Annotated in this window: 20 protein-coding genes and 1 pseudogene; 8 read left to right on the forward strand and 13 right to left on the reverse strand. The window is 72.6% G+C overall.

Features of this window, described 5'->3' with window-relative positions; all coding sequences use genetic code 11:
* Positions 1 to 4: 4 nt before the first annotated feature.
* Positions 5 to 1,186, reverse strand: a complete 1,182-nt coding sequence (gene lgt, locus MED01_RS04870) for a prolipoprotein diacylglyceryl transferase (RefSeq protein WP_238667345.1) — start codon at positions 1,184 to 1,186, stop codon at positions 5 to 7.
* A 102-nt stretch (positions 1,187 to 1,288) separates the two neighbouring features.
* On the opposite strand from lgt, the gene MED01_RS04875 reads away from it, so the two are divergent.
* Positions 1,289 to 1,981 (forward strand): NUDIX hydrolase, encoded by a 693-nt coding sequence (locus MED01_RS04875; protein ID WP_238667346.1) that lies wholly within the window; start codon positions 1,289 to 1,291, stop codon positions 1,979 to 1,981.
* Positions 1,982 to 2,026: 45 nt separating this feature from the next.
* Here MED01_RS04875 and trpA read toward each other — a convergent pair whose 3' ends face one another.
* The 3 genes from trpA to trpC are packed head-to-tail and all read right to left on the reverse strand — an operon-like array spanning position 2,027 to position 4,913.
* Positions 2,027 to 2,830 carry a tryptophan synthase subunit alpha gene (gene trpA / locus MED01_RS04880; RefSeq protein WP_238667347.1) on the reverse strand — a complete coding sequence of 268 codons (804 nt, stop codon included), beginning with the start codon at positions 2,828 to 2,830 and terminating at the stop codon, positions 2,027 to 2,029.
* 1 nt (position 2,831) lies between these two features.
* Entirely contained in the window at positions 2,832 to 4,070 is a 1,239-nt protein-coding gene (gene trpB / locus MED01_RS04885) for a tryptophan synthase subunit beta (RefSeq protein WP_238667348.1), read from the reverse strand.
* 39 nt (positions 4,071 to 4,109) lie between these two features.
* Complete coding sequence (gene trpC / locus MED01_RS04890) at positions 4,110 to 4,913, reverse strand: indole-3-glycerol phosphate synthase TrpC (protein WP_030334428.1); 804 nt, start codon at positions 4,911 to 4,913, stop codon at positions 4,110 to 4,112.
* 487 nt (positions 4,914 to 5,400) lie between these two features.
* Between trpC and MED01_RS04895 the strand changes: the two genes are divergently transcribed.
* Entirely contained in the window at positions 5,401 to 5,670 is a 270-nt protein-coding gene (locus MED01_RS04895) for a hypothetical protein (protein ID WP_238667484.1), read from the forward strand.
* A gap of 69 nt (positions 5,671 to 5,739) precedes the next feature.
* Here MED01_RS04895 and MED01_RS04900 read toward each other — a convergent pair whose 3' ends face one another.
* The 4 genes and pseudogenes from MED01_RS04900 to MED01_RS04915 all read right to left on the reverse strand — a co-directional run.
* A complete protein-coding gene (locus MED01_RS04900; protein WP_238667349.1) occupies positions 5,740 to 6,330 on the reverse strand; it encodes a Trp biosynthesis-associated membrane protein in 591 nt (196 codons plus the stop codon).
* Positions 6,331 to 6,382: 52 nt separating this feature from the next.
* Positions 6,383 to 7,936, reverse strand: coding sequence for an anthranilate synthase component I (locus tag MED01_RS04905; protein ID WP_238667350.1), 1,554 nt, complete (start codon positions 7,934 to 7,936; stop codon positions 6,383 to 6,385).
* A 58-nt stretch (positions 7,937 to 7,994) separates the two neighbouring features.
* Entirely contained in the window at positions 7,995 to 8,420 is a 426-nt protein-coding gene (gene hisI, locus MED01_RS04910) for a phosphoribosyl-AMP cyclohydrolase (protein ID WP_372493589.1), read from the reverse strand.
* A gap of 315 nt (positions 8,421 to 8,735) precedes the next feature.
* Positions 8,736 to 8,966, reverse strand: a pseudogene (locus MED01_RS04915) (phosphoribosyl-AMP cyclohydrolase); the annotation flags it as partial.
* 596 nt (positions 8,967 to 9,562) lie between these two features.
* Between MED01_RS04915 and MED01_RS04920 the strand changes: the two are divergent.
* From MED01_RS04920 to MED01_RS04930, 3 genes are all read left to right on the forward strand, one after another.
* Positions 9,563 to 10,318, forward strand: a complete 756-nt coding sequence (locus MED01_RS04920) for an ABC transporter ATP-binding protein (RefSeq protein WP_238667351.1) — start codon at positions 9,563 to 9,565, stop codon at positions 10,316 to 10,318.
* On the forward strand, positions 10,315 to 11,070 hold the full coding sequence (locus MED01_RS04925; protein ID WP_238667352.1) for an ABC transporter permease: 756 nt from the start codon (positions 10,315 to 10,317) through the stop codon (positions 11,068 to 11,070). The genes MED01_RS04920 and MED01_RS04925 overlap by 4 nt, the downstream gene beginning before the upstream one ends.
* Before the next feature lie 96 nt (positions 11,071 to 11,166).
* Positions 11,167 to 11,763: a TetR/AcrR family transcriptional regulator gene (locus MED01_RS04930; RefSeq protein ID WP_238667353.1), complete on the forward strand. Its 597-nt coding sequence runs from the start codon at positions 11,167 to 11,169 to the stop codon at positions 11,761 to 11,763.
* 135 nt (positions 11,764 to 11,898) lie between these two features.
* Here the strand turns inward: MED01_RS04930 and MED01_RS04935 are convergent, their stop codons facing one another.
* From MED01_RS04935 to MED01_RS04945, 3 genes are all read right to left on the reverse strand, one after another.
* Positions 11,899 to 12,648, reverse strand: coding sequence for a DUF2470 domain-containing protein (locus MED01_RS04935; RefSeq protein WP_238667354.1), 750 nt, complete (start codon positions 12,646 to 12,648; stop codon positions 11,899 to 11,901).
* Positions 12,649 to 12,732: 84 nt separating this feature from the next.
* A complete protein-coding gene (locus tag MED01_RS04940) occupies positions 12,733 to 14,523 on the reverse strand; it encodes an ABC transporter ATP-binding protein (protein ID WP_238667355.1) in 1,791 nt (596 codons plus the stop codon).
* Between the two features lie 173 nt (positions 14,524 to 14,696).
* Positions 14,697 to 16,580: an ABC transporter ATP-binding protein gene (locus tag MED01_RS04945; RefSeq protein WP_238667356.1), complete on the reverse strand. Its 1,884-nt coding sequence runs from the start codon at positions 16,578 to 16,580 to the stop codon at positions 14,697 to 14,699.
* Positions 16,581 to 16,808: 228 nt separating this feature from the next.
* On the opposite strand from MED01_RS04945, the gene MED01_RS04950 reads away from it, so the two are divergent.
* The 3 genes from MED01_RS04950 (at position 16,809) to MED01_RS04960 (ending at position 20,477) form a co-directional block, all read left to right on the forward strand.
* Positions 16,809 to 17,438, forward strand: coding sequence for a TIGR03085 family metal-binding protein (locus tag MED01_RS04950; protein WP_238667357.1), 630 nt, complete (start codon positions 16,809 to 16,811; stop codon positions 17,436 to 17,438).
* 214 nt (positions 17,439 to 17,652) lie between these two features.
* The gene (locus tag MED01_RS04955) at positions 17,653 to 18,513 is read left to right on the forward strand and encodes a terpene synthase family protein (RefSeq protein WP_238667358.1); all 861 of its coding nucleotides are present in this window, start codon (positions 17,653 to 17,655) and stop codon (positions 18,511 to 18,513) included.
* A 137-nt stretch (positions 18,514 to 18,650) separates the two neighbouring features.
* Entirely contained in the window at positions 18,651 to 20,477 is a 1,827-nt protein-coding gene (locus tag MED01_RS04960; RefSeq protein ID WP_238667359.1) for an AMP-dependent synthetase/ligase, read from the forward strand.
* A gap of 45 nt (positions 20,478 to 20,522) precedes the next feature.
* Here the strand turns inward: MED01_RS04960 and MED01_RS04965 are convergent, their stop codons facing one another.
* The gene (locus MED01_RS04965; protein ID WP_238667360.1) at positions 20,523 to 21,866 is read right to left on the reverse strand and encodes a low temperature requirement protein A; all 1,344 of its coding nucleotides are present in this window, start codon (positions 21,864 to 21,866) and stop codon (positions 20,523 to 20,525) included.
* Between the two features lie 48 nt (positions 21,867 to 21,914).
* The gene (gene yczR / locus MED01_RS04970; RefSeq protein ID WP_238667361.1) at positions 21,915 to 23,369 is read right to left on the reverse strand and encodes a MocR-like transcription factor YczR; all 1,455 of its coding nucleotides are present in this window, start codon (positions 23,367 to 23,369) and stop codon (positions 21,915 to 21,917) included.
* Positions 23,370 to 23,407: the final 38 nt, after the last annotated feature.

The following is a 23,407-nucleotide window of genomic DNA, read 5'->3' on the forward strand; positions in this document are numbered from 1 at the left end:
CCGCTCAGCTGTCCCGGTCGGCGGGACGCGCGCCGGTAGCGTCAGCCCGGTCGGTGCGGGCGGCGGACGGATCGTCCACCGGCTCGTCATCGCTCGACGTGAGGTCGGCGGATGCCGTGTCGTCGGACGGCTGGTCATCCTCGGGCCGGGAGTCGTCGTCGGTCGCCGGCGGTACGACGCCGGTGTCCTGCCAGACCGCGTACTGCTCCTCGCTCACCACCCGGTAGCCCTCCGGCGCGGCAGCCCGCGTGGGGATCTCCCGCTCGGACAGGTCGACCTGGGACAGGTCGGACGTGGGGGGCGGGGTCGTCGTCGCTGCCGGGCCGAGCGGGATCAGGTAGTCCCGAGGGCCACGCACCCGTACGAAGTAGATCAGGGCGCCGAGGAAGACCACTGCGGCCGTCCAGACGTTGAGCCGGACGCCGAGGATCTGGTTGGCCTCGTCGGTGCGCATCAGCTCGATCCAGAACCGGCCGACCGTGTAACCCATCACGTAGAGCGCGAACGCGCGGCCCCGGCCAAGCTTCAGCCGGCGGTCGAGGATCAGGACCAGAGCTACGACGCCGAGGTTCCACAGCGCCTCGTAGAGGAAGGTCGGCTGGTAGAGACCCGGTTCGAGGATCGGCTGCCCGGCGTCGTCGCGGAGGGCGTGCCCCGGGTTGTCCGGGTCCATCCGGTGGATCTCCAGACCCCACGGCACTGTCGTCCGGCCACCGAAGAGCTCGTTGTTGAACCAGTTGCCGATCCGGCCGACGGCCTGGGCCAGCGGCAGCCCGGGGGCCAGCGCGTCGGCCAGCACACCGAACGGAATGCCGAGCTGTCGGGCCGCGATCCAGGCACCGACCGCGCCACCGGCGACCGCGCCCCAGATGCCGAGACCGCCCTCCCAGATGGCGAACGCCTTCATCGGGTCCCCACCGGCGCCGAAGTACTTCTCCGGTGAGGTGATCACGTGGTAGATCCGGGCGCCGATGATGCCTGCGGGAACCGCCCAGACGGCGATGTCGAGCACCGCGCCGGGCGCGACGCCGCGCTGCCGCAGCCGGCGTTCCGTCACCCAGCAGGCCAGCACGATGCCGGCGATGATGCAGAGCGCGTAGGCCCGGATCGGCACCGGCCCGAGCTGCCAGACCGCGGTGCTGGGGCTGGGCAGGGCCGCCTGGGGAGAGAGCGAGGCGAGGGTCACGGGTGCACACGCTACCGCTGCACACCCCCACAGCGGCACCCCGGGCCGCTGGAGGGCGCATCCCGGTGACTTCTGGTTTGCACCGCCGTAGGCTCTTTGTCCATGAGCGCGCTCACCTGGGCGGTCGCCGCGGTCGTCACCGACGACACCGGTCGGGTGCTGCTCTGCCAGCAAGGTCGGGGTGCCCGCCGCTACGCGTTGCCCGGCGGACGACTGCGCCCGGCCGAGGGCCCGGTGCGGGCGGCGTTACGGGACATTCGCGCGGAGACCGGCTGGGAGATCGAACTGACCGACCTCGTCGGCATCTACCAGGTGAGCGGCCCCCCAGGAGAGGCCGCCGCCGGACGCGCCGGCCCGCTGCCGGACGTCCTCGTGCACGTGTTCCGGGCCCGCGCTGCCGGTGTCCGACCCGCCACCGACCCACCGCCGGGCTGCCGATTGTCCTGGCACTCCCCCGACGCGCTGCCCGAGGTGGTCACACCGCTCACCCGGGCCGCCGTCACCGACGCGACAGCCGGCCGCTCCGGCGTGCTCCGCGACGTCGCCTGCGTGTCCGACACCAGCGCCTCCGCGCCGCTGCCGGCGGCTCGCCCAGCCGAGCACGGCCGGCCGACAACCGACAAGGACACGCAGCGCCCGGGGACCGGCCAGGACACACAGCGGCCCGCGACCAGCCACGAGCAGCCCGCCGGGCACAACGGGCGGCAGCCCGGAACCGGCCAGGTATGCCAACCGGGAGCGGGGCAGCCACCGGAGCAACGCGGTGAGGCCGTGGACCCGTCGCTGCACCCCTGACGAACGCCGAGGGCTCGGCGCGGCAAGGCCCAGCAAGCGCCGGGCTCAGCGGGTGGGGTTACGGACGCCCTCGGCGAGTTCGGCGCTGAGCGTGCGCAGGGCGGCCAGCCCGTCGGCCTCGTTGGGCGCGTCGAGCACACACCGGACCAGCGCGCTGCCGACGATCACCCCATCGGCGTAACCGGCGACGGTGCCGGCCTGCGCGCCGGTACCCACACCCAGGCCGACGCCGATCGGCAGGTCGGTGACCGCGCGGGCCCGGGAGACCAGCGTCGGGGCGGCGTCGGAGGTACGCGCCCGGGCGCCGGTCACCCCCATCACCGCTGTCGCGTAGACGAAACCGCGGCAGTGCTGGACCGTCATCGCCAGCCGGGCGTCGGTGGACGACGGCGAGACCAGGAACGTGCGGTCCAGCCCGTGCGCCTCCGAGGCGGCCAGCCACTCGTCGGCCTCGTCAGGGATCAGGTCCGGGGTGATCAGACCGGTGCCGCCGGCGGAGGCCAGGTCACGGGCGAAGACGTCCACGCCGTACCGCTCGACCGGGTTCCAGTAGGTCATGGTGACCACCGGAGCGCCGGTGGCCGCCACCGCCTCGATGATGCGCATCGTGTCCGCGGTGCGTACGCCCCCAGCCAGCGCGATGTCGCTGGCCCGCTGGATAACCGGCCCGTCCATCACCGGGTCGGAGTAGGGGATCTCCACCTCGATCACGTCGACGCCGGCCTCGACCATGGCGGTCATCGCGGCGATGCTGCCCTCGACGGTGGGGAAACCGGCCGGCATGCAGCCGACCAGCAGTGCCCGTCCGTCGGCGCGGGCCTTGTCGAAGGCCACCCCGATCCGGCTCATCTCACCGCTCCTTGTCGAGGATGCCGAAGTAGTCACCGGCGGTGTGCACGTCCTTGTCGCCCCGCCCGGAGAGGTTGACCACGATCGTGGGCTCCCGGCCCAGTTCCGCGGCGAGCTTGGGAGCCAGCGCGACGGTGCCGGCGAGCGCGTGTGCGCTCTCGATCGCCGGGATGATGCCCTCGGTACGGCAGAGCAGCTCGAACGCGGCCATCGCCTCGTCGTCGGTGACCGGCAGGTAGTTCGCCCGGCCGGTGTCGTGCAGCCACGCGTGCTCGGGCCCGACGCCCGGGTAGTCCAGGCCGGCGGAGATCGAGTGTGACTCCAGGGTCTGCCCGTCAGCGTCCTGGAGGACGAAGGTGCGGGTGCCGTGCAGCACGCCGGCCGACCCGCCGGTGATGCTCGCCGCATGCCGGCCGGTGGCCACCCCGTCGCCACCGGCTTCGAAGCCGTACAGCCGCACGGCCTCGTCGCCCACGAACGCGTGGAAGATTCCCAGCGCGTTGGAGCCGCCGCCGACGCACGCGGTGACGGCGTCCGGCAACCCACCGGTGAGGTCCAGGCACTGCTGACGTGCCTCGTCACCAATGCCCCGGACGAAGTCGCGCACCATCGCCGGGAACGGGTGCGGGCCCGCGGCGGTGCCGATCAGGTAGTGCGTCTCGTCGACGTTCGCCACCCAGTCGCGCATCGCCTCGTTCATCGCGTCCTTCAGGGTGCGCGAGCCGTTGGTGACGGGGACGACGGTAGCGCCGAGCATCCGCATCCGGGCCACGTTGAGCGCCTGCCGCTCGGTGTCGACCTGGCCCATGTAGACCACACACTCCAGGTCGAACAGGGCGGCGGCGGTCGCGGTGGCGACACCGTGCTGGCCGGCGCCGGTCTCCGCGATCACGCGGGTCTTGCCCATCCGCTTGGTGAGCAGCGCCTGGCCGAGCACGTTGCGCACCTTGTGCGCACCCGTGTGGTTGAGGTCCTCGCGCTTGAGCAGCACCCGCGCGCCGACCTTCGCGGAGAACCGCCGGGCCTCGTAGAGCAGCGACGGCGTGCCGGCGTAGTCGCGCAACAGCGCGCCGAACTCCGCCCGGAAGGACTCGTCAGCCATCGCCGTACGCCACGCCCCGTCGAGCTCGTCCAGCGCGGCCACCAGGGCCTCGGGAACGAACCGACCGCCGAAGCGGCCGAAGTGGCCGGCGGAGTCGGGCTGCGGGCCGGCCACCGGGGCCAGCGCGTCGGCGCTCATCGGGAATCCTCTCGGTGGGACGTCAGACCGGGGGCGGGGTCAGCGCACCGGCCGGGGCGTTGCCGGGTGGTTGCCGGCGTTGACCAACTCGGCTACCGCCTCGCGGGGGCTCTTCTGGGTGACCAGGCCCTCACCCACGAGGACCGCGTCGGCGCCCGCGGAGGCGTACCGGATCAGGTCGTGCGGGCCACGAACGCCAGATTCGGCGATCTTGACGACGCTGCTGGGCAGGCCGGGCGCGATCCGCTCGAACACCGACCGGTCGACCTCCAGGGTACGCAGGTCACGGGCGTTGACCCCGATCACCTGCGCGCCGGCCTCCAACGCGCGGTCGGCCTCTTCCTCGTCGTGCACCTCGACCAGAGCTGTCATGCCCAGCGACTCGATCCGCTCCAGCAGCCCCATCAGGACGTTCTGCTCAAGTGCGGCGACGATCAGCAGCACCAGGTCGGCGCCGTGCGCGCGGGCCTCGTGGATCTGATAGCTGGAGACCACGAAGTCCTTGCGCAGCACCGGCACGGTGACCGCCGCACGGACGGCCGCCAGGTCGTCCAGCGAACCGCCGAACCAGCGCCCCTCGGTCAGCACGCTGATCGCCCGCGCCCCACCGGCCGCGTAGTCGACAGCGAGGTCAGCCGGATCGGCGATCTCGGCCAGCCGGCCCTTGGACGGCGACGAACGCTTCACCTCGGCGATCACGGCCACGCCGGGCTTGCGCAGCGCGGCGTACGCGTCCATGGGTGGCGGCGCCGCCGCTGCCAGTTCACGGATCCGCTCCAGCGGAACCTGCTCCTGGCGTCGGGCGACGTCTTCACGCACGCCGGCCAGAATCTCGTCGAGCACGCTTACGGACGCTGCCTGGCCGGCCTCGTCCCCCTCCGCGTGCGCATGCTCAGCAGTCACGAACGGACTCCCCTCTCCGGGCGTCATGGGCCGATGCTAGGGGCAGCCGACCGACGCCGAATGCCGGGGGTATGGCGCTGCTCACGAAAAGGGCTGCGGCATAATGGCCGACTTGCCGTGAAGGGGTTGTCACGCAGCGCCACCTCCGGTATCGACCACCGTCACGCGGTATGGAGCCTGGCGGCCACAGTCAGACCGGGCCGATCCATCGATCATGCCACCAGTTTCCGCTCGCCGCCCGGTGGCAGCGATGCCAGTCGATGCTGTGAGCAAGCTCAAGGCCGAACGGACGGTGCCTGGTCACGGCCGAGGCGAGACAGTTGACCGGGCGGTCACCGCGACGAAACGTCGACGGGCGAGCATCGTCCTCGGGCAGACTCGATGGCGCGCCTGCCCCGACCGCAGCAACTCCTCGTGCGAGGTGACCATGAGCATTTCCGAGCCGAACCCGACCATCGGACTGACCACCATCTCGCGGACCGTGGCATCGCTCGCCGTCGGAGTGGTGCACACAGTTGAACGGGCAGTGGTGGGCGAGGGACGGATGCGGACGGCACGGGGCAACGCCTGGGAGGCGGTCTGCGCCGACCGGGCCCGCGCCGACCAACGGGCCGAGCTGAACCGCCTGGTCGCCGAGCTGACCGCCGCCCGCGCCGCCAGTAGCCGCGCCCAGTGGGAGCGCCAGCCGGTCGGCTGACCGCCCGTCACGGCCACCGCGTCAGCCGGTCGTCACATTGACCGGCCACCGCGTTGGCCGGCCACCGCGTCAGTCGTCCGTCGGGTCCTCGCCCCGGTCCAGCGCGTCCCACGCCTCGGTGGTCCGCCGCCCCGCCAACGGCGTCGGCGGCACAACCGGGTCGCCCTGCGCCGGCGCGGCCTGCGGCGCGGTCCGCGCCGGACGTTCGTACCGGGCGCCCATCGCCGGCCAGTCACCGCCGCGCACCGCCGTCCACCAGCCACCGCCGGCGGCCAGCAGGCCGCCCAGCAGGCAGAGCGCCGGCCACTGCCGGCTCGCGACGCCGCCCACATCGGCTACCAGCCCGTACCCACCGCCGGCCGCCACGGCCAGGCCGAGCACGCCGAGCAGCGCCCCGAGCACCCGACGCAGGCGACCCCGGGTGGCAAGCACCGCGCCACCCCCGGCCAGTGTCACAAGGGCCAACGCCGGCAGCCACGGCAGCAGGCTCGCACCGCTGCGGGTGTCCCGCACCGGCGGCAGCGGCGCCGGACGTACGGTCAGCTCGACCGACCAGCTGCGCGTCGCGGCCCAGAGAGCCAGGCCCGCGCCGGCCAGGCAGAGCAGCACGGCGTACGTCAACGCGCGCCGGCCCACGACGGACCGGTCCCCGCCGCTCACGACCTCATCCCATCGTTCACCGCGGGGCTCCGCTTCGCCGCACTCCTCGCGCTCACCGCGCCGGCCGGAGGGTTTCGGCGGCCGCGATCGCGGCCAGCACTGCCGCTGCCTTGTTCCGCGTCTCCTGGTCCTCGGCGGCCGGGTCCGAGTCGGCGACCACCCCCGCCCCGGCCTGGACGTAGGCGCGGCCGTCCCGCATGAGCGCGGTCCGGATGGCGATCGCCATGTCCAGGTCGCCGCCGAAGCCGAAGTAGCCGACGGTGCCGCCGTAGAGGCCACGACGGACCGGTTCCAACTCCTCGATGATCTCCATGGCGCGCACCTTGGGCGCCCCGGAGAGCGTGCCGGCCGGGAAGGTCGCGGCCAGGGCATCAAAGGCGCTCTGGTCGTCACGCAGCGTGCCGGTGACAGTGGAGACGATGTGCATGACGTGGCTGTACCGCTCGATGGTGGCGAACTCGGGCACCTCCACGGTGCCGGGCTGACAGACCCGACCCAGGTCGTTGCGGCCGAGGTCGACCAGCATCACGTGCTCCGCACGTTCCTTCGGGTCGGCGAGCAGCTCGGCGGCGAGCGCGGCGTCGGCGGCGGGGGTGCCGCCCCGCGGCCGGGTGCCGGCGATCGGGTGCAACAACGCCCGGCGTCGCCCGTCCGCGGCCCCGGTGACCTTCAGGTGCGCCTCGGGGGACGAGCCGACGATGTCGAACCCGTCGAAGCGCAGCAGGTACATGTACGGGCTGGGGTTGCTGGTACGCAGCACCCGGTAGACGTCCAGCGGGTCGGCGTGGGTCGTCCGCTCGAAGCGCTGGGAGAGCACGATCTGGAAGCACTCACCGGCCCTGATCGCCTCCTTGGCCGCCTCCACCGCCTTCGGGTAGCCGCCGTCGGGCGTACGGCAGAGCACCTCGCCGGCCGGCGGACGCTCGACCGTGGAGATCATCGGCGGGATGGGCCGGGACAGCGCCGTGGTCATCGCGTCCAACCGGCCCACCGCGTGGTGGTAGGCGGCGGCGACCTGCGGGGCGCGGTCCGGGGCGTCCAACGGCGGTAGCACCGCGTTGGCGACCAGGATCGCGGAGCCGTCGTAGTGGTCGAGGACCACCAGGTCGGTGGCGAGCATCATGCCCAGCTCCGGGACGCCCAGGTCGTCCTCGGTCAGCTCGGGCAACCGCTCGAAACGCCGGATCAGGTCGTAGCCGAGGTAGCCGACCATGCCCCCGGTCAGCGGCGGCAGACCGTCGGACGGGTCCCCGACCGGGCCGGCCAGCGCCGCCACCGTTTCCCGCAGCATCCGCACCGGGTCACCCTCGGTGCTCAGCCCTGCCGGCGGCTGGCCGAGCCAGGTCGCCACGCCGTCGCGCTCGATCAGGGTCGCGCTGCTGCGGACGCCGATGAACGAGTACCGCGACCAGGCCATGCCGGCCGAGCCGACGCCCTGCTCGGCCGATTCCAACAGGAACGTGCCCGGCCCACCAGCCAGCTTCCGGTAGACCCCGACCGGGGTCTCCGCGTCGGCCAGCAGCCGCCGGGTGACCGGCACCACCCGCCAGTCGGCGGCCAGCGCGGTGAAGGTGTCCAGGTCGGGGCTGAGGGTGCCGTCGGTCATCGGCCGACCCGCCTTTCGGTAGCGACTGCCGTGTGTCGCCGCGCCGCGCTCCGCGTGCTCACGGTGCCTCCGTCCCGGTGACGGGCAGCTCGGTGAAGAAGCAGGTCCGGTGCCCGGTGTGGCAGGCCGCGCCGACCTGGTCCACGCTCACCAGCAGCGCGTCCCCGTCGCAGTCCAGGGCGACCGACCGCACGTACTGGTGGTGCCCGGAGGTGGCGCCCTTGACCCAGTATTCGCGGCGGCTGCGCGACCAGTAGGTGGCCCGGCCGGTGGTGAGGGTGCGGTGCAACGCCTCGTCGTCCATCCAGGCCACCATCAGCACCTCACCGGAGTCGTGCGCGCGCACCACGGCGGCGACCAGACCGTCGGCGGTGCGGCGCAACTGGGCCGCGATGGCCGGGTCGAGCCGGGACTGGCGCGCCGACGCGGCCAACTCGTTCGGATCGCTGGGGACGCCGGTCACCGGCGGGTCAGGTACGGGCACAGTCACCAATTCTCCCGCACGCGGTGCGGGCGCCGCCGACCGCTCCCGCCAGGGCTGCGGCGGAGGCCCCGAGAGCCAGCGCTGGGACGAGAGCAACGGCTGCGACGAGGACCTGACCTGCGACGAGGGCCGGGGCTGCGACGAGGGCCGGGCCGGTCGGGCCAGCTGGGCGACGTAGCGGTCCAGCCGGCCGTCGACCAGGGCGGCGGCCAGGTCCGCGCCGGCCGTGTCGGCGATCTCCTCGGCGTACGGCCGGATCAACGGCAGCGTGCCGGCGACCAGCCGAACGGCGGCGGCCCAGAGCTGCCCGGTGGCCCCCGGTCGCAGTCCGAGGCAGAGCAGCATGTCCGTCCGGTAGCCGGGTGGTGCTACCGGCAGTTCCAGGGCCGCCGCGAAGGCCGCCCGGCGGGAGTGGACCCGCACGGACGGGTTGGCCGGTCGCAGCACCGAGGGGCAGAGCCGCGCCAGGTCGGCGACGGCGAGCCGGACCCCGAGACGATCGCTGGCCGCGCGGGCGGCGGCGGCCTTACCCAGCGTGGCGATCATCTCTTCCAGTCGGGGTGGCTCGGCGGGCTGGCAGAGCACCGGCAGGTCGATCCGGGGCCGCCAGTGCGGGTCGGCCCAGAGCAGCCGCGCCGGCGCGGTGACAGGCAGCCCGAACGCCCAGTCGGCCGGTTCGCCCAGCCGGTGCACCCAGGACCGGATGTCTCGGGCGGCCACCGAAACGTGAGTGACCTGGCCTGCGGACTCGTCCAGGTAGGCCCGGCGGGCCGCGTACGGGGCGCCGCCGACCAACACGTCGAGGTCGACGTCGCTGTGCGCGGTGGCGGCGCGGCGGGCGTGGCTGCCGCGCAACACGATGCCGACCACCGGCCGCTCGGCGGCCTGCCGCAACCGCGCGGCCCAATCCTCAAGAAAACCGCTATCCGGTAACGGAGCGTGACCCACCGCGCCATCGTGCCGTACGTCCGATCAGCGCGCAATGCCCGTTGGCGGACTTCGTGTCCGGTCCGGAGCCTACTGCCCGTTCTCGCGCTCCGCGCGACGGTTGGCCAGCCGGACACCGGCGCGGCGTTGCGCCCGGCGCGGTATTTCATCTAGCGTTGAGTTCAACAGGTGATGAGTTTCTGTGGAGGTGCGTGATGGACGATGCGATAGCCGTCCGAGACCTGGTCGTGGACCGGGGTGGGCGGCGGGTGCTGGACGGCATCAGCTGCCGGGTCCCGCGCGGCGCGGTCACCGGGCTGCTCGGCCCCAGCGGCAGTGGCAAGACCACGTTCATGCGCGCGGTGGTCGGGGTGCAGCTGGTCAGCGGCGGGACGGTCACCGTGCTCGGTCAACTGGCGGGCACCCCCGCGCTGCGGCACCGGGTGGGCTACCTGACCCAGGCCCCGAGCGTCTACGCCGACCTCACCGTCCGGGAGAACGCCCGCTACTTCGCGGCCCTGTACGGGCGTGGGCGCGCCGAGGCCGACCGGGCGATCAGCGACGTCGGGCTGGCCGAGGCCGCCGGTCAACTGGTCGGCACCCTCTCTGGCGGTCAACGCAGCCGGGCCTCGCTGGCGTGTGCCCTGGTCGGGGAGCCGGAGCTGGTCATCCTCGACGAGCCGACAGTCGGCCAGGACCCGGTGCTGCGCGCCGACCTGTGGGCCCGGTTCCACGCGATGGCCGCCGCCGGCACCACCCTGCTGGTGTCCAGCCACGTGATGGACGAGGCAGCACGCTGCGACCAACTGCTGCTGATCCGGCAGGGGCGGTTGATCGCCGACGACAGCCCCGCCGCGGTCCGCGCCGCCGCCGGTGTGGACGACCTCGACGAGGCGTTCCTGCGGCTCATCCGGGCCGGCGAGGCCGCCGCCACCAGCACCGACGCGACAGCCGCACGGGAGACAGCATGAACGCGCGAATTCTCGCCGCCACCACCGGGCGCATCCTGCGTCAGCTCCGGCACGACCGGCGGACCATCGCGCTGCTCGTGGTGGTGCCGGCCGTCCTGCTCACCCTTGTCTACTTCATGTACGCCGACCAACCGACCCCGCCCGGCCAGCCGACGACCTTCGACCGGATCGCGCTGGTGATGCTCGGCATCTTCCCCTTCGTGATCATGTTTCTGGTGACCAGCATCGCCATGCTGCGGGAACGCACCTCGGGCACGCTGGAGCGGCTGCTCACCACGCCGCTGGGCAAGCTCGATCTGCTCTTCGGGTACGGCATCGCGTTCGGGCTGGCCGCCGCCGTGCAGGCAGCCGTCGCCGCCGCGGTGGCGTACTGGATCTTCGATCTGGACACCGCCGGCAGCATCGGGCTGGTGCTCGGGATCGCCGTGCTCGACGCCGTGCTCGGCGTCGCCCTCGGGCTGCTGTGCAGTGCCTTCGCGCGCACCGAGTTCCAGGCAGTACAGTTCCTGCCAGTCGTGGTGATCCCCCAACTGCTGCTCTGCGGGCTGTTCGTGGCTCGCGACCAGATGGCCGGCTGGCTCCAGGCGCTCAGTGACGCCTTCCCCCTGTCGTACGCCATCGAGGCGTTGCAGGAGGTCGGTGCCCACGCCGAACCGACCGGCCGGATGTGGCGCGACGTCGGTGTGGTGTTCGGCGCGGTGGTGCTGGCGCTGGTGCTCGCGGCGGCCACCCTGCGCCGACGCAGCGGCTGACCGCCAGCGCCGGGGGCGGCGGCCAGCGCGGCAGCCGACCCCGGCGCGGGCCGGGCCGGCCCACGACGGGCCGAGGCGAACGAACGAAGGGCGGCGATGACGCGGCGGACCGGCCGGCGACCCGGCAACCCGGGCACCCGGGAGGCGATTCTCGACGCGGCGCGGACGGCGTTCGCCGAACGTGGCTACGACGCCGCCTCGATCCGGGGAATCGCCGGTACGGCGCAGGTCGACCCGGCCCTCGTGCACCACTACTTCGGCAGCAAGGACCAGCTCTTCCTTGCCGCGATGAACTTTCCGGTCGACCCCGGTCAGCTGGTGCCGAGGGTCCTCGCCGGCGACCGGGACGGCGTCGGTGAGCGGATGGTGCGCATCTTCCTCGGCGTCTGGGACTCCCCGACCGGCAGCGCCGCACAGGCACTGCTGCGCTCCGCGGTGAGCAACGAGTGGACCGCTCGACTACTGCGTGAGTTCGTCACCACACAGGTGCTGCGCCGGGTGCTGGAAAACCTCGACGTCGACCCGGTCGAGCTACCGCTGCGGGGCTCGCTGGTGGCCACCCAGATGATCGGCCTGGCCATGATGCGGCACGTGGTGCGCCTTGAGCCGGTCGCCTCGGCGGACCCGGAAACCCTGGTGGCCGCGATCGGTCCCACGATCCAGCGGTACCTCACCGGCCCGCTCCCAACCTGACCCCACAAGGCCGCTCCCCGGGCCCCTCGCGATCTTGCACTTTCTGCCCCGACCAAAGGGACATACCACGCAACCCGACGACCGAAAGTGCAAGATCGGCGGGGCGGGGCGGGACGGGGCGCGGGGGCGGGGCGGTTAGCGCGGCGGGTGGGCGTGGGCCGTTAGGGGCAGTGGCGGCAGCAGCCGCAGCAGCTCGGCCGGGTCGGCCACCGGGCCCGGGAAGGCCAGCCGGACCCGACGCCGGGCGCCGGGTTGGCCGAGGGCCACCACCAGCCCGTAGCGGTCGATGCGCACCACCCGGGGCGGCCCGTCCGGGGTCTGCCCGGCCAACCCGAGCTGCCGGCGCAGATACTCCGTCACCTGCGCGCCGTCGCACTCGGCGAGGTCGGCGAGCAGGCGGGCCTCGACCGGGTGCACCGGGTCCGGCTCGGCCTCGGCGTACTCCACCGGGTCGATCCGGTGCACGACGCCGGCCCGCTCCCAGCGGACCTCGACCACCTCGAAGCGGAACAGCCGGAACCGGATGCCCAGGTCGAGCAGGTCGCCGGTCGGCTCCACCGCGGCGAACTCGACGGCCGCGTCGCGGGCCTCGTCGCCGCGCAGCTCGGCCGCCCAACCGGACACCCAGGCGCGACCCAGGCCGGGCGCGCCGGCGGCGGGCGGCAGGTCGAGCACGTCGAGCACCACAGCGACGTCGCTGCCTCCGGCTGCCGGTTGCAGGGCGGCGGCCAGGTGGCTGGCCACCGGCACCAGCAGCAGCACCCGCCCGTCCGAGTCGGTGACGTGCCGGGCGTGGTGCGGACCCGGCCGGTGGGCCAGGTGCACGAGGCCGGGCAGGCGGCCGGCGACGAGGGTACGGACGGTCTCGGCGGAGTTGGGCCGCATGGGCGCGACCTCCTTCTGAGGTTAGGCTTACCTAACCCGGAGCCTAGAGCACCCGCCCGTCGGCGTCCACCACACCGCCGCACCTCACCGGGTCTGCTCCAGCCAGGAGGCGTAGAGCAGGCCGTACACCGAGTCGGCGTCGCGAACCAGCTCGTCGTGCGGGCCGCGCTGCACCACCCGACCCCGGTCCACCACTATCACCTCGTCGGCGGCCTGCGCGGTGGAGAGCCGGTGCGCGATGGCGAGGGTGGTCCGACCCCGGGTGACAGCGTCCAGCGTGCGTTGCAACCGCACCTCCGTCGCCGGGTCCACAGCGCTGGTCGCCTCGTCGAGCACCAGCAGGTCCGGGTCGGCCACGTACGCGCGGGCCAACGCGACAAGTTGCCGCTCCCCGACGCTGAGCGCCTCGCCGCGCTCCCCGACCGGAGTGTCCAGGCCCGCAGGCAGACCCTCCAGCCAGTCCGACAGGCCCAGCTCGGTGAAGGCTGCGCTCAACTGCTCGTCGGTCAACTCCGGCCGAGCGAACCGGACGTTGTCCCCCACCGTCGCGTCGAAGAGGAACCCGTCCTGCGGCACCATCACCACGCGGGAGCGCAGCGAGTCGAACCGGACGTCGGTCAACTGGACCCCGGACAGCAGCACCGCCCCGGCCGACGGGTCCATCAGCCGGGTCAGCAACTTGGCGAACGTGGTCTTGCCGCTGCCGGTCTCACCGACCACCGCCACCCGGCTCTTCGCCGGGATCTCCAGGTCGATGTCGTGCAGCACAGGCGGGCCACCCGGATAGGCGAACCGCACTCCGGCGAACCGGATGTCCAGCGGCCCGCCCGGCAGCTCCCGCCCCTGCTCCCCCGGGTCGGCCACGTCCGGGGCGACGTCCAGCACGTCCAGCACCCGACGCCAGCCGGCGATCGCGTTCTGCGCCTCGTTGAGCACCTCGGTGGCGATCTGCACCGGCTGGATGAAGAGCGTCACCAGGAAGAGGAAGGCGGTCAGCTGGCCGATCGACAGCGTGCCGTCCACCCCCAGCAGCACGCCGAGCACCACCACGCCGGCCAGCGCCAGCCCCGCCGCCAACTCGCCGACCGAGCTGCCCACAATGCTGATCCGGATCGCCCGCTGCTGCGCCAGCCGCTGCCTGTCGATCGCCTCGTCCAGCCGCCGCTCGGTGCGCCCGGCGATCCCGTACGCCCGGATCACCGGCGCGCCCACCACGCTCTCGCCGATCGCGCCGAGCAACGTACCGGTGCGTTGGCGCACCGTCGCGTACGCGCTGCCGAGGCGACGTTGCAACTGCCGGATGACGAACACCGCCGGCAGGAACGCGGCCAGCACCACCACTGTCAACTGCCAGGAGTACGCCAGCATGACGGCGGTGGTGACCACCAGCTGACCGAGGTTGACCAGCAGGATCACCCCGCCCCACTGGAGGAACTGGGTGATCTGGTCCACGTCGCTGGTGACCCGCGAGACCAGCGAACCGCGCCGCTCCGACTGCTGGTGCAACATCGACAGGTCGTGCACGTGGCGGAACGCGCGCGTCCGGACATTGGCCAACGCCGTCTCGCTGACCGTGAACAGCCGGCGCATCATCAGGTAGCCGCAGATCGTGGTGATGGTCAGGATCGCCGCGGTGACCGCCACCACCGTCCAGACCACGTTCAGATTCAGACCACCGACGAGACCCCGGTCGATGCCCTGCTGCACGGCGACCGGCACGGCAACCCGACCGACCATGTAGACCAACGCCAGTGCCAACGTGCCGGCCAGACCGATCCGTAGCTCCGGCGAGAGCGCCAGGCCCCGACGCAGGGTCTGCCAGGTCGTCTCCTGCCGGGCCTCCTGCTCGTCGGTTCCCGTAGTCGTCGTACTCACCGGTCCCGCCTTTCGTTCGCGACTGCGGGGCTCCGCTGCGCTGCACTCCTCGCGCTCACCGGTCCCGCCTTTCGTTCGCGACTGCGGGGCTCCGCTGCGCTGCACTCCTCGCGTTCACCGGTCCCGCCTTCCGTTCGCGACTGCGGGGCTCCGCTGCGCTGCACTCCTCGCGTTCACCGGTCCACCTCGATCTCCAGGCCCGACGGCAGCGGCGCCACGTCGTCGCCGTAGGAACTTTCCTGTGCCCGCTCCACCTCGGCCTGCTCGTAGGCGGTGACCAGGTCGACGTAGCCGGGCACGGTGGCCAACAACTCGCTGTGGGTGCCGCGGGCGACCACCCGTCCCTGCTCCACGTAGATGACCTCGTCGGCGAGCGCGATGGTGGCCCGGCGGTACGCCACCACCAGGATCGACGCGGCCGGAACTCCCGCTTGGGTGGTTGACGACCGCAGCCCCGCCAGGATGGCCGCCTCCACTCGAGGATCGACAGCGCTCGTCGCGTCGTCGAGCACCAGCAGGCGCGGTCGACCGGCCAGCGCGCGGGCCAGTGTGAGCCGCTGCCGCTGACCGCCGGAGAGCGACGTGCCCCGCTCGCCGACCATGGTGTCCAGACCATCGGGCAGCGCGGCGACGAACCCGTCCGCCTCGGCCAGCCGCAGCGCGGCCCAGACCACCTCGTCGTCGACACCGGGCCGGTCGAGGGCGATGTTGGCGCGGACCGTGTCGTCGAAGATGAAGGGCACCTGGGCGACCAGGGCCACAGTGCCGGCCAACGACGCGGAGGTCAGCTCGCGCACGTCCACGCCGTCCAGGCACACAGTGCCGGAGTCCGGGTCGACGAGGCGCACCGCCAGCGAGGCGATTGTGGACTTGCCGGCGCCGGTCGGCCCCACCAGGGCCACCGTCCGACCGGACGGCACCGTGAAGCCGACCTCGCCGAGGACCTGCGCGCCGGGCGGGTGCGCTTCGGCCGGCGGGTAGGAGTAGTGCACGTCGGTGAAGGTGAGGGTGGCCGGGCCGGCACCGGCCGGGTCGAGCACCCGCTGCCCGTACGGCATCTCGCCGGTGGCGTCGAGCACCCGGCGCACCCGGTCCCAGCCGGCGACGCTGCGCGGCAGCTCGGCCAGCACCCAACCGATGGCCCGCACCGGGAAGGCCAGCACTGTGAAGAGGAAGGCCACGCTGACCAGCTCGGTCACGCTGATCGCGCCCTGGCGCAGCCGGAACGCCCCGACCACCAGTACGGCGAGGGTGCCGAGGCTGGGCAGCGTCTCCAGCAGCGGGTCGAAGATGCCGCGCAGCCGGCCGACAGCGATCAGCGAGTCGCGCAGCTCACCGGCGCGGCCCGCGAACCGGGCGGTTTCCTGGGCCTCGCGGCCCATCGTCTTGACCACCAGGGCGCCGTCGAAGCTCTCGTGGGCGATGCCGCTGACCTCGGCGCGCAGTCGCTGCGCCCGCGCCTGCCGGGGGGCCATCCGGCGGGAGTAGACGACGTTGAGCGCGAAGAGCGCGGGGAAGACCGCGAGCCCGACCAGGGCGAGCGCCCAGTCGGTGGCGAAGAGCGACACTATCGCGCCGACCAGCATCACCAACGTGCCGACGGCGAACGGCAGCGGCGCGATCGGGTACCAGGCCGCCTCCACGTCGGAGTTGGCGTTCGACAGCAGGGTGCCGGTGGAGTTGCGGTGGTGCCAGGACAGCGGCAGCTCCAGGTACCGACGGGTCACCCTGCGTCGGTAGGAGGCCTGGAGGCGGTACTGCATGTAGCCGGCGCCGAGCCGGCGGCCGAAGATGCCCGCCACCCGCAGCACGCTGATCCCGAACAACGCGGCCGCGGCCAGCGCCAGGGTGCCGGCGCCCACCTCGCCGCGTTCGATGGCCGGAAGCGCCACCTCACCGATGACCGACCCGACCACCCGGGCGCTGACAATGATCATCCCGCCGAAGAGCACGCTGCCGACGACCGCCACGGAGAAGATCCGCGGTTGCTCACGGATCGCCTGCCGCAGGACCCCCAGCCCTCGACTGAGAACGTCCCGACTTGTCTTGCTCGCCACGCTCTCCCCCGCCGTAAGCCGCAATTATCTCCCTCATCCTTACCGGTCGGGGCCAGTGCCGCCGACCCTGACTGGATATGTCGACCATCACGTACCGGACGGCGGCGTGCCGCAGGCGCCGACCGGCGTCGTGTGTCACGCGCCGGCCGACCGACGTCCGCTGTCCCGCGCCGGCCGATCGGCCTCCGCTGTCGCGCGCCGGCGGGCCGCCGGGCCTACGATCGGGCCATGCCGCGGTACGCCCGAGCCGAGCGCGAGGCGCTCGCCGATCTTCTCCTGGCCCTCGGGCCGGACGCCCCGACCATCAACGAGGGCTGGGCGACCCGTGACCTCGCCGCGCATCTGGTGTTGCGGGAGCGCCGTCCGGACGCGGCGGGTGGGATCGTGCTGCCGCCGCTGCGCGGCTACGCCGAACGGGTCCGTCGGCGACTCGCCGCACGGCCCTACCCCGAGCTGGTGGCACAGGTGCGCCGACCGCCGGTGTGGAGCCCGGTCAGCAACCCGCTGACCGACGAGTTGGCAAACACGATGGAGTTCTTCATCCATCACGAGGACGTCCGGCGGGCCGGCTCCGGGTGGCAGCCGCGCGATCTGCCCACCGGCCTGCAGAGCGCGCTCTGGAAACGCGCGGCCCCGATGGTCCGGCTGGCACTGCGCCGCTTTCCGGCGGACCTCTACGTGCAGGCGCCCGGCCACGGTGAGATCTCCCTCGGACGCGGTGGTGAGCCACTGCGCCTGGTCGGCGCTCCGGCCGAGCTGGTGCTGTTCGTCTCCGGCCGGCAACGGGTGGCCCGGGTCCAACTGAACGGCTCGACCGAGGCGGCTCGGCGGCTACGCACCGCCAACCTGGGCATGTGACTGTTTGTACGTAAACGGTCACCGAACAACTGTGGAGTTGCCCACACCCAGCGAAGGACGCTGATACCTCCTCCCGTACGCTTCACCGCGCCGCTCCGCGCCGAGCGGCACGAAGTGGGGGCGCATTGTGCGGGACTTCGCGATTTCGGCGCTGAGGGAACCCCCGTTTCCCACCGGACGCCACGGGGCCACCGACCAGGTGGCGGGTGAGAGCATGGAGTGGGCGCGCACGTTCGGGCTGGTCGATTCCAGCCAACGCGTGCGACGCCTGGAACGGGCCGACGCCGCCGGACTGGCCGGCCGTGCCTGCCCGGACGGCTCCGTCGACGGCCTGCGGCTGCTCACCGACCTGATCAGCTGGCTCTTCGTGATGGACGACGCCTGCGACGAGGACGGCCTCGGCGCCGACCCGGTCCGACTGGGTCCGGCGATCAGCACCCTGCTCGACGTGCTGGACCGCTGCGGTGACCCGTACGTCGTACCGCCCGCCGTCGGGCCACTGGGTGACGCGTTGCACGACCTCTGCCGCCGGACCCGACTGCACGATCACGCAGGGCTGCTGCTGCGGTTCGTCAGCCAGATGCGCGAGTACCTGTTGGCGCTGCTCTGGGAGGCGGGCAACCGGGAACGTCGGCGCGTGCCCGAGGTGGCGGAGTACGTGCAGCTACGCCGGCACATCGGCGGCGTGCACCCCTGCCTCACCCTGACCGACCTGGCGTCGACGCGGCCCTCCGGGCCAGCTCAGCGGGCCAACCCGGGGCTGGTCGCCCTGGACCTGCTGGCGGTGGACCTGGTCTGCTGGTGCAACGACCTCTTCTCCTACGGCAAGGAGAGCCAGGCCGACCCGGACGCGCACAACCTCGTCACGGTGATCGCCCAGGGCAGCGACGCGGACGAGGTGACAGCGCTGCGGAGTGCGGCACACCGGTTCAACCAGGGGTTGGCGGCGTACCTGGACGCTGAGGAGGCACTGCGCGCCGCCGGCGACGACGGGATCCGCGACGCCCTGGCCGCCCGGCGCAACTGGGTCCGGGCCACCTACGACTGGTCGGTGGTGGCTGCCCGGTACGCCTGATCGGCCGTACCGGTTGGCGGGATGGGCCGGCCGGACGATCACCAGGGCTAGCCGATGCACGGCAACAGGCAATACTCTTCGGTAACCATCATGACGTGACGACCGTCACGCCACCACCCCCGAAGGCGGCTACAGCGATGGCTCTCGATGTACCGTACCGTTCCATCCCGGACATGTTCCTCAAGCGCGTGGCGGCCACCCCCGACCGGAACGCGTTCGCGTCCCCGAACCCCGACGACTCGGGGCCCGTCTGGCTGACCTGGGCGCAGGTCGGCCAGCGCGCCAAGGCGGTCGCCGCCGGCCTGCACGGCCTCGGCGTCGGCCAGGAGGACCCGGTCGCGATCCTCGCCAACACCCGGCTGGAATGGGTGATCGCCGACCTCGGCATCATGTGCGCCGGCGGCGCGACCACCACCGTCTACCCCACCACCGAGCCGGCCGACGCGACGTACATCATCGCCGACTCCGGGTCGAAGGTGCTGTTCGCGGAGAACCCGGCCCAGGCGGCGAAGATCGCTGGGGCGTCCCTGCCCGCGCTCACCCACGTGGTGCTCCTCGACGGCGCCGTCGACCCGAACGCCGCCATCGCGCAGTTGACGCTGGCCGACCTGGAGGAGCGCGGCACCCAGGCGCTGGCCGCCGAGCCGGAGCTGATCGACATGCTGGTGGCCGGCATCGGCCCGGACCACCTGGCCACCCTGATCTACACCTCCGGCACCACCGGCCAACCCAAGGGCGTCGAGCTGCTGCACGGCGGCTGGTGCTGGGAGGCCGTGGCGCAGGCGGAGGTCGGGCTGCTGCGCGACGACGACCTGCAGTACCTGTGGCTGCCGCTGGCCCACTCGTTCGGCAAGACCCTGCTCTGCGGCGCCATCCACGTCGGCCTGCCCACCTACGTCGACGGGCGGGTGGACAAGCTGGTCGACCTTCTCTCGGTCATCCGCCCGACACTGATGTGCGGTGCTCCCCGGGTGTTCGAGAAGGTCTACAACAAGGCAGTGACCACCGCGCAGGGCGCCGGCGGCGCGAAGGCGAAGATCTTCGGCTGGGCCGTCGGCGTCGGCAAGGAGAAGGTCACCCTGGAGCAGGCGGGCAAGCCGGTGCCGGCCGGGCTGAAGCTGCGCTACGGGCTTGCCGAGAAGCTGGTGTTCAGCAAGCTCCAGGCCCGCCTGGGCGGCCGGATGCGGGTGCTGGTGTCCGGCGCCGCGCCGCTCAGCCCCGAGATCGCCACCTTCTTCGCCGCCGCGAACCTGCCGATCTCCGAGGGCTACGGCCTGACCGAGACCAGCGCCGGCAACTTCGTCAACCCCCCGGCCGGGCTGCGGATCGGCACCGTGGGCCGGGCGATGGGCGACCTCGAATGCAAGATCGACACCGACGGGGAGATCCTGGTGCGGGGTCGGCCGGTGATGCGCGGCTACCACAACCTGCCGGAGGAGACCGCCGCCTCGTTCACCGAGGACGGCTTCTTCCGTACCGGTGACATCGGCAGCCTCGACGAGCAGGGCTACCTGCGCATCACCGACCGCAAGAAGGACCTGGTCAAGACGTCGGGCGGCAAGTACATCGCGCCGTCGCACATCGAGGGCATGTTCAAGGCAATCTGCCCGTACACCTCGCAGGCGGTCGTCGTCGGTCAGGCCCGCAACTTCTGCACGATGCTGGTCACCCTGGACCCGGACGCGATCCGGGGCTGGGTCGCCGGCGGCCCCCTCGAAGGGCGCAGCTACACCGAGATCGTCGCGTCGGCTGAGGCCCAGACGATGGTCGAGGAGTACGTCGCCCAGCTCAACGCCAAGCTCAACCGCTGGGAGACCATCAAGAAGGTGGCCATCCTCCCGCGCGACCTGACGATCGAGGACGGCGAGATCACCCCGTCGTTGAAGATCAAGCGGCGTGGGGTGGAGAGCAACTTCGCCACCGAGATCGACAAGATGTACGCCGGCACCCTCGCCGAGCTCTGAGCCGACCGAGGGTCCCGTGCCGGCGAGGAAGTCGGCATGGGACCCTCACAGGTGGTGACCCCGCCACCTCGTGTGCTCCTCCTCCGCGGCGAGCTGCTCCTCGAACGCCATCTGCCGGACCCCGGCCCGGCGCCGGGAGTCGACAACCGTCTGCAGCGCCACCGCCACCGCCGTGGCGAGGGCCACCATGGCCAAGGCGATCAGCTCGGGTAGCGACCCGGCAGCCGGCACCAGCGCAATCAGCAGCAGGATCCCGCCGATCGTGGGCCAGCGGGAGGCGCCGAGCATCCGCCGGCCGAGCACGATGAGCGCGAGCAGGTAGAGCGCGACCCCACCGTTGAGCGCCAGCAGCTCGAAGCTCGGCAGCGGAACGCCCCAGCTCGGTGTGGTGGGATCGGCGCCTTCGTGGATCAGCCCCTTGAGCCCGAGCGCGAACAGGATGACGCCGGCGATGACCGGCAGGTGCAGGTAGCTGTAGGCGTTCCGGGCCAGGATGGCGCGCGCGTACGGGTCGCGGGTGCGGTGCAGGGTCTGTTCCATGCCGAGCGCCAGGGTGTCGAAGTACGCCCACCACATCGCGGCGGCCACCGCGATGCCGAGCACCGCGGCGATCAGCACCGGCCAGGTCAGCGGTAGACCAGCGGTTTCGCTGGGACTGAACCCGAGTGCGATGATGGCCTCGCCGAGGGCGATCAGGACGATCTGACCGTGCCGCTCCGCCCAGTGCCCGGCGGAGAGCACTGTCCACCCGGTGCCCCGCAGCGCGAGGCCGGCCCCGTACTCCACGCCGAGGGCCGCGAGCCAGCACAGCAGGCGGGCCACCGACTCGGCTGTTCCGTCGAAGAGCCGCTGCGGCAGCAGCCCGGCGACCACGATGAGGGCCGTGGCCACGACCGCCGGCAGGGCGAGCAGCTGCCAGCGTCGACGCACGTCGCGGTTCCGGCGGCCGATCCACAGGAAGATCACACTCTCGCTCACCCTGACGAGGAAGTAGCAGGTCGCGAAGACCAGCGGACCGAACAGCCCACCGGGACGGTCGACGAACGCCTTCGGCAGACTCAGCGCCAGCACGAAGGCGGCGGCGATGGTGACGAAGCCGACCGCCGGGACGATCCCCTGGTCGGTACGGATCAGGTTGCCCAGCAGGGCGAACGCCGACCAGCACCACCAGAGCAGGGCCAGCAGCACCAGGCACTGGACCAGGCCCCGGGCGGTCGGATTGCCGGCGGTGGCCGTGGTGACGTGCAGGAACGCGAAGACGAAGACCAGGTCGTAGAAGAGTTCCAGCGGGGTCGCCCGCGAGCCCGGCGCACTGCGGCGGACCCCGCGTGTCCCGCTGTCCTGGCCCACCAGGGGAGTCTGGCAGCCGAGCTGGGGCGGATGACGCATTCCCGGCATAATGGTGCCGGCGGATGCCGCTGGTGGTTGGGCGCTGGCTCAGGCGATGACGGCGGGCTCCCGCCACCGCTGACGGCCGGCCCGGTCCAGGTCGTAGCGGATCGCCGCGATCCGCCCGACGGCCTCCACGAGGTCCGCCGCGGGCAGGGTGAAGGGCAGCCGCAGGAAGCGCTCCAGGGTGCCGTCCAGGCCGAACCGGGGGCCCGGGGCCAGCCGTACGCCGACCTCCTCCGCGGCCCGGGCCAGCGCGCTCGAGACCGGGCCGTCCAACTCGGCCCAGAGCGTCACGCCACCCCGTGGCACTGTGACCCGCCACTCCGGCAGTTGGTGCGCCAGCGCGCCGAGCAGGGCGTCGCGCTGGACGGCCAACTGGACGCGGCGGTCGGCGACGATGGCCTCGGCGTCGGCGAGCAGGTGCACCGCTACCAGTTGGTCCAGCACCGGGCTGGCCATGTCGACCCCGACCCGCACGGCGGCCAGCCGCTGCACCTGCGGCGCGGACGCGCGGACCCAGCCGATCCGCAGGCCACCCCAGTAGGGCTTGCTCATCCCGCCGATGCTGACCACCCGGCTGTGCCGGTCGTAGGTGGCGACCGGGGGTGGCACCTCGGTGCCGTCCATGGACAGGTCCACGAAGGACTCGTCGATGATCAGATCGGTGCCGACCGCGTGCGCCACGGCCACCACGTGTTCGCGCAGGGAGGCGGGCATCAGATGCCCTGTCGGGTTCTGGAACTCCGGAATCAGGTAGGCCAGCTTGGGCCGGGTCTGCCGGAGAGTGCCCAGCAGCAGGTCGGGCTCCCAACCGGCGTCGGCGGCCAGCCCGTGGGTGCTGATCCGGGCCCGCCGGCCAGCCAGCGCGGCGAGGGCGTTGGGGTAGGTCGGGGACTCGACCAGCACGGTGCCGCCCGGGGCCAGGGCGAGCCGCAGCACCAGATCCAGTGCGTGCTGGGTGCCGCTGGTGACCATGATCTGGTCGGCCGAGGTGGGCAGACCCCGGGCGGAGTACGCGTCGGCCACCGCCTCGCGCAGCTCGATGATGCCGGTCGGGTGGTAACCGGCCCCGCCGAGGTAGCGGGGCAGGTCCTCGGTGGCGGCCCGCGCGGCTGACAACAGCTGCGGCGGGGCGGCCAGCGCCGCGACGCCGAGGTCGAGCATCTCCCTGTCGTCCAGCGGGGTCCACAGGCCGGTGCTGGCCACCCGGTGGTTGCCGGGCAGCATCGTCCAGCTACCGGCGCCCCGACGGCTGGCCAGGTGTCCGGTCTCGCGGAGCTGCCGGTAGGCGGCGGTGACGGTGGTCCGGCTGATCCGCAGCGCCTCGGCCAGCTCCCGTTCGGCCGGGAGGCGGACGCCCAGCGGCAGCCGGCCGTCGGCGAGCAGCCCGCGCACCGAGCCGGCCAGCGCGGCGTAGTCGGGGCTGCGGCGGCGGCCCGGCAGGGCATGCCACTGCCCGAGCAGACGGGCCAATTGGACGCCGCGCACCTGCCCTGTCATAGCCACTCCTCAGATATTGGCTTCTTCCTCGACGCGGA

It is taken from the genome of Micromonospora alfalfae (assembly GCF_022230925.1).
GTDB lineage: Bacteria > Actinomycetota > Actinomycetes > Mycobacteriales > Micromonosporaceae > Micromonospora > Micromonospora alfalfae.

Coding starts and splice junctions, on each gene's coding strand:
- trpB (WP_238667348.1), bottom strand. CDS start 4,070: ATGAGCGCCGACGCGCTGGCCCCGGTGGCCGGCCCGCAGCCCGACTCC.
- trpA (WP_238667347.1), bottom strand. CDS start 2,830: ATGAGCCGGATCGGGGTGGCCTTCGACAAGGCCCGCGCCGACGGACGG.
- MED01_RS04925 (WP_238667352.1), top strand. CDS start 10,315: ATGAACGCGCGAATTCTCGCCGCCACCACCGGGCGCATCCTGCGTCAG.
- MED01_RS04965 (WP_238667360.1), bottom strand. CDS start 21,866: ATGCGTCATCCGCCCCAGCTCGGCTGCCAGACTCCCCTGGTGGGCCAG.
- MED01_RS04920 (WP_238667351.1), top strand. CDS start 9,563: ATGGACGATGCGATAGCCGTCCGAGACCTGGTCGTGGACCGGGGTGGG.
- MED01_RS04960 (WP_238667359.1), top strand. CDS start 18,651: ATGGCTCTCGATGTACCGTACCGTTCCATCCCGGACATGTTCCTCAAG.
- yczR (WP_238667361.1), bottom strand. CDS start 23,369: ATGACAGGGCAGGTGCGCGGCGTCCAATTGGCCCGTCTGCTCGGGCAG.
- MED01_RS04905 (WP_238667350.1), bottom strand. CDS start 7,936: ATGACCGACGGCACCCTCAGCCCCGACCTGGACACCTTCACCGCGCTG.
- MED01_RS04950 (WP_238667357.1), top strand. CDS start 16,809: ATGCCGCGGTACGCCCGAGCCGAGCGCGAGGCGCTCGCCGATCTTCTC.
- MED01_RS04935 (WP_238667354.1), bottom strand. CDS start 12,648: ATGCGGCCCAACTCCGCCGAGACCGTCCGTACCCTCGTCGCCGGCCGC.
- MED01_RS04875 (WP_238667346.1), top strand. CDS start 1,289: ATGAGCGCGCTCACCTGGGCGGTCGCCGCGGTCGTCACCGACGACACC.
- MED01_RS04895 (WP_238667484.1), top strand. CDS start 5,401: ATGAGCATTTCCGAGCCGAACCCGACCATCGGACTGACCACCATCTCG.
- MED01_RS04930 (WP_238667353.1), top strand. CDS start 11,167: ATGACGCGGCGGACCGGCCGGCGACCCGGCAACCCGGGCACCCGGGAG.
- MED01_RS04955 (WP_238667358.1), top strand. CDS start 17,653: ATGGAGTGGGCGCGCACGTTCGGGCTGGTCGATTCCAGCCAACGCGTG.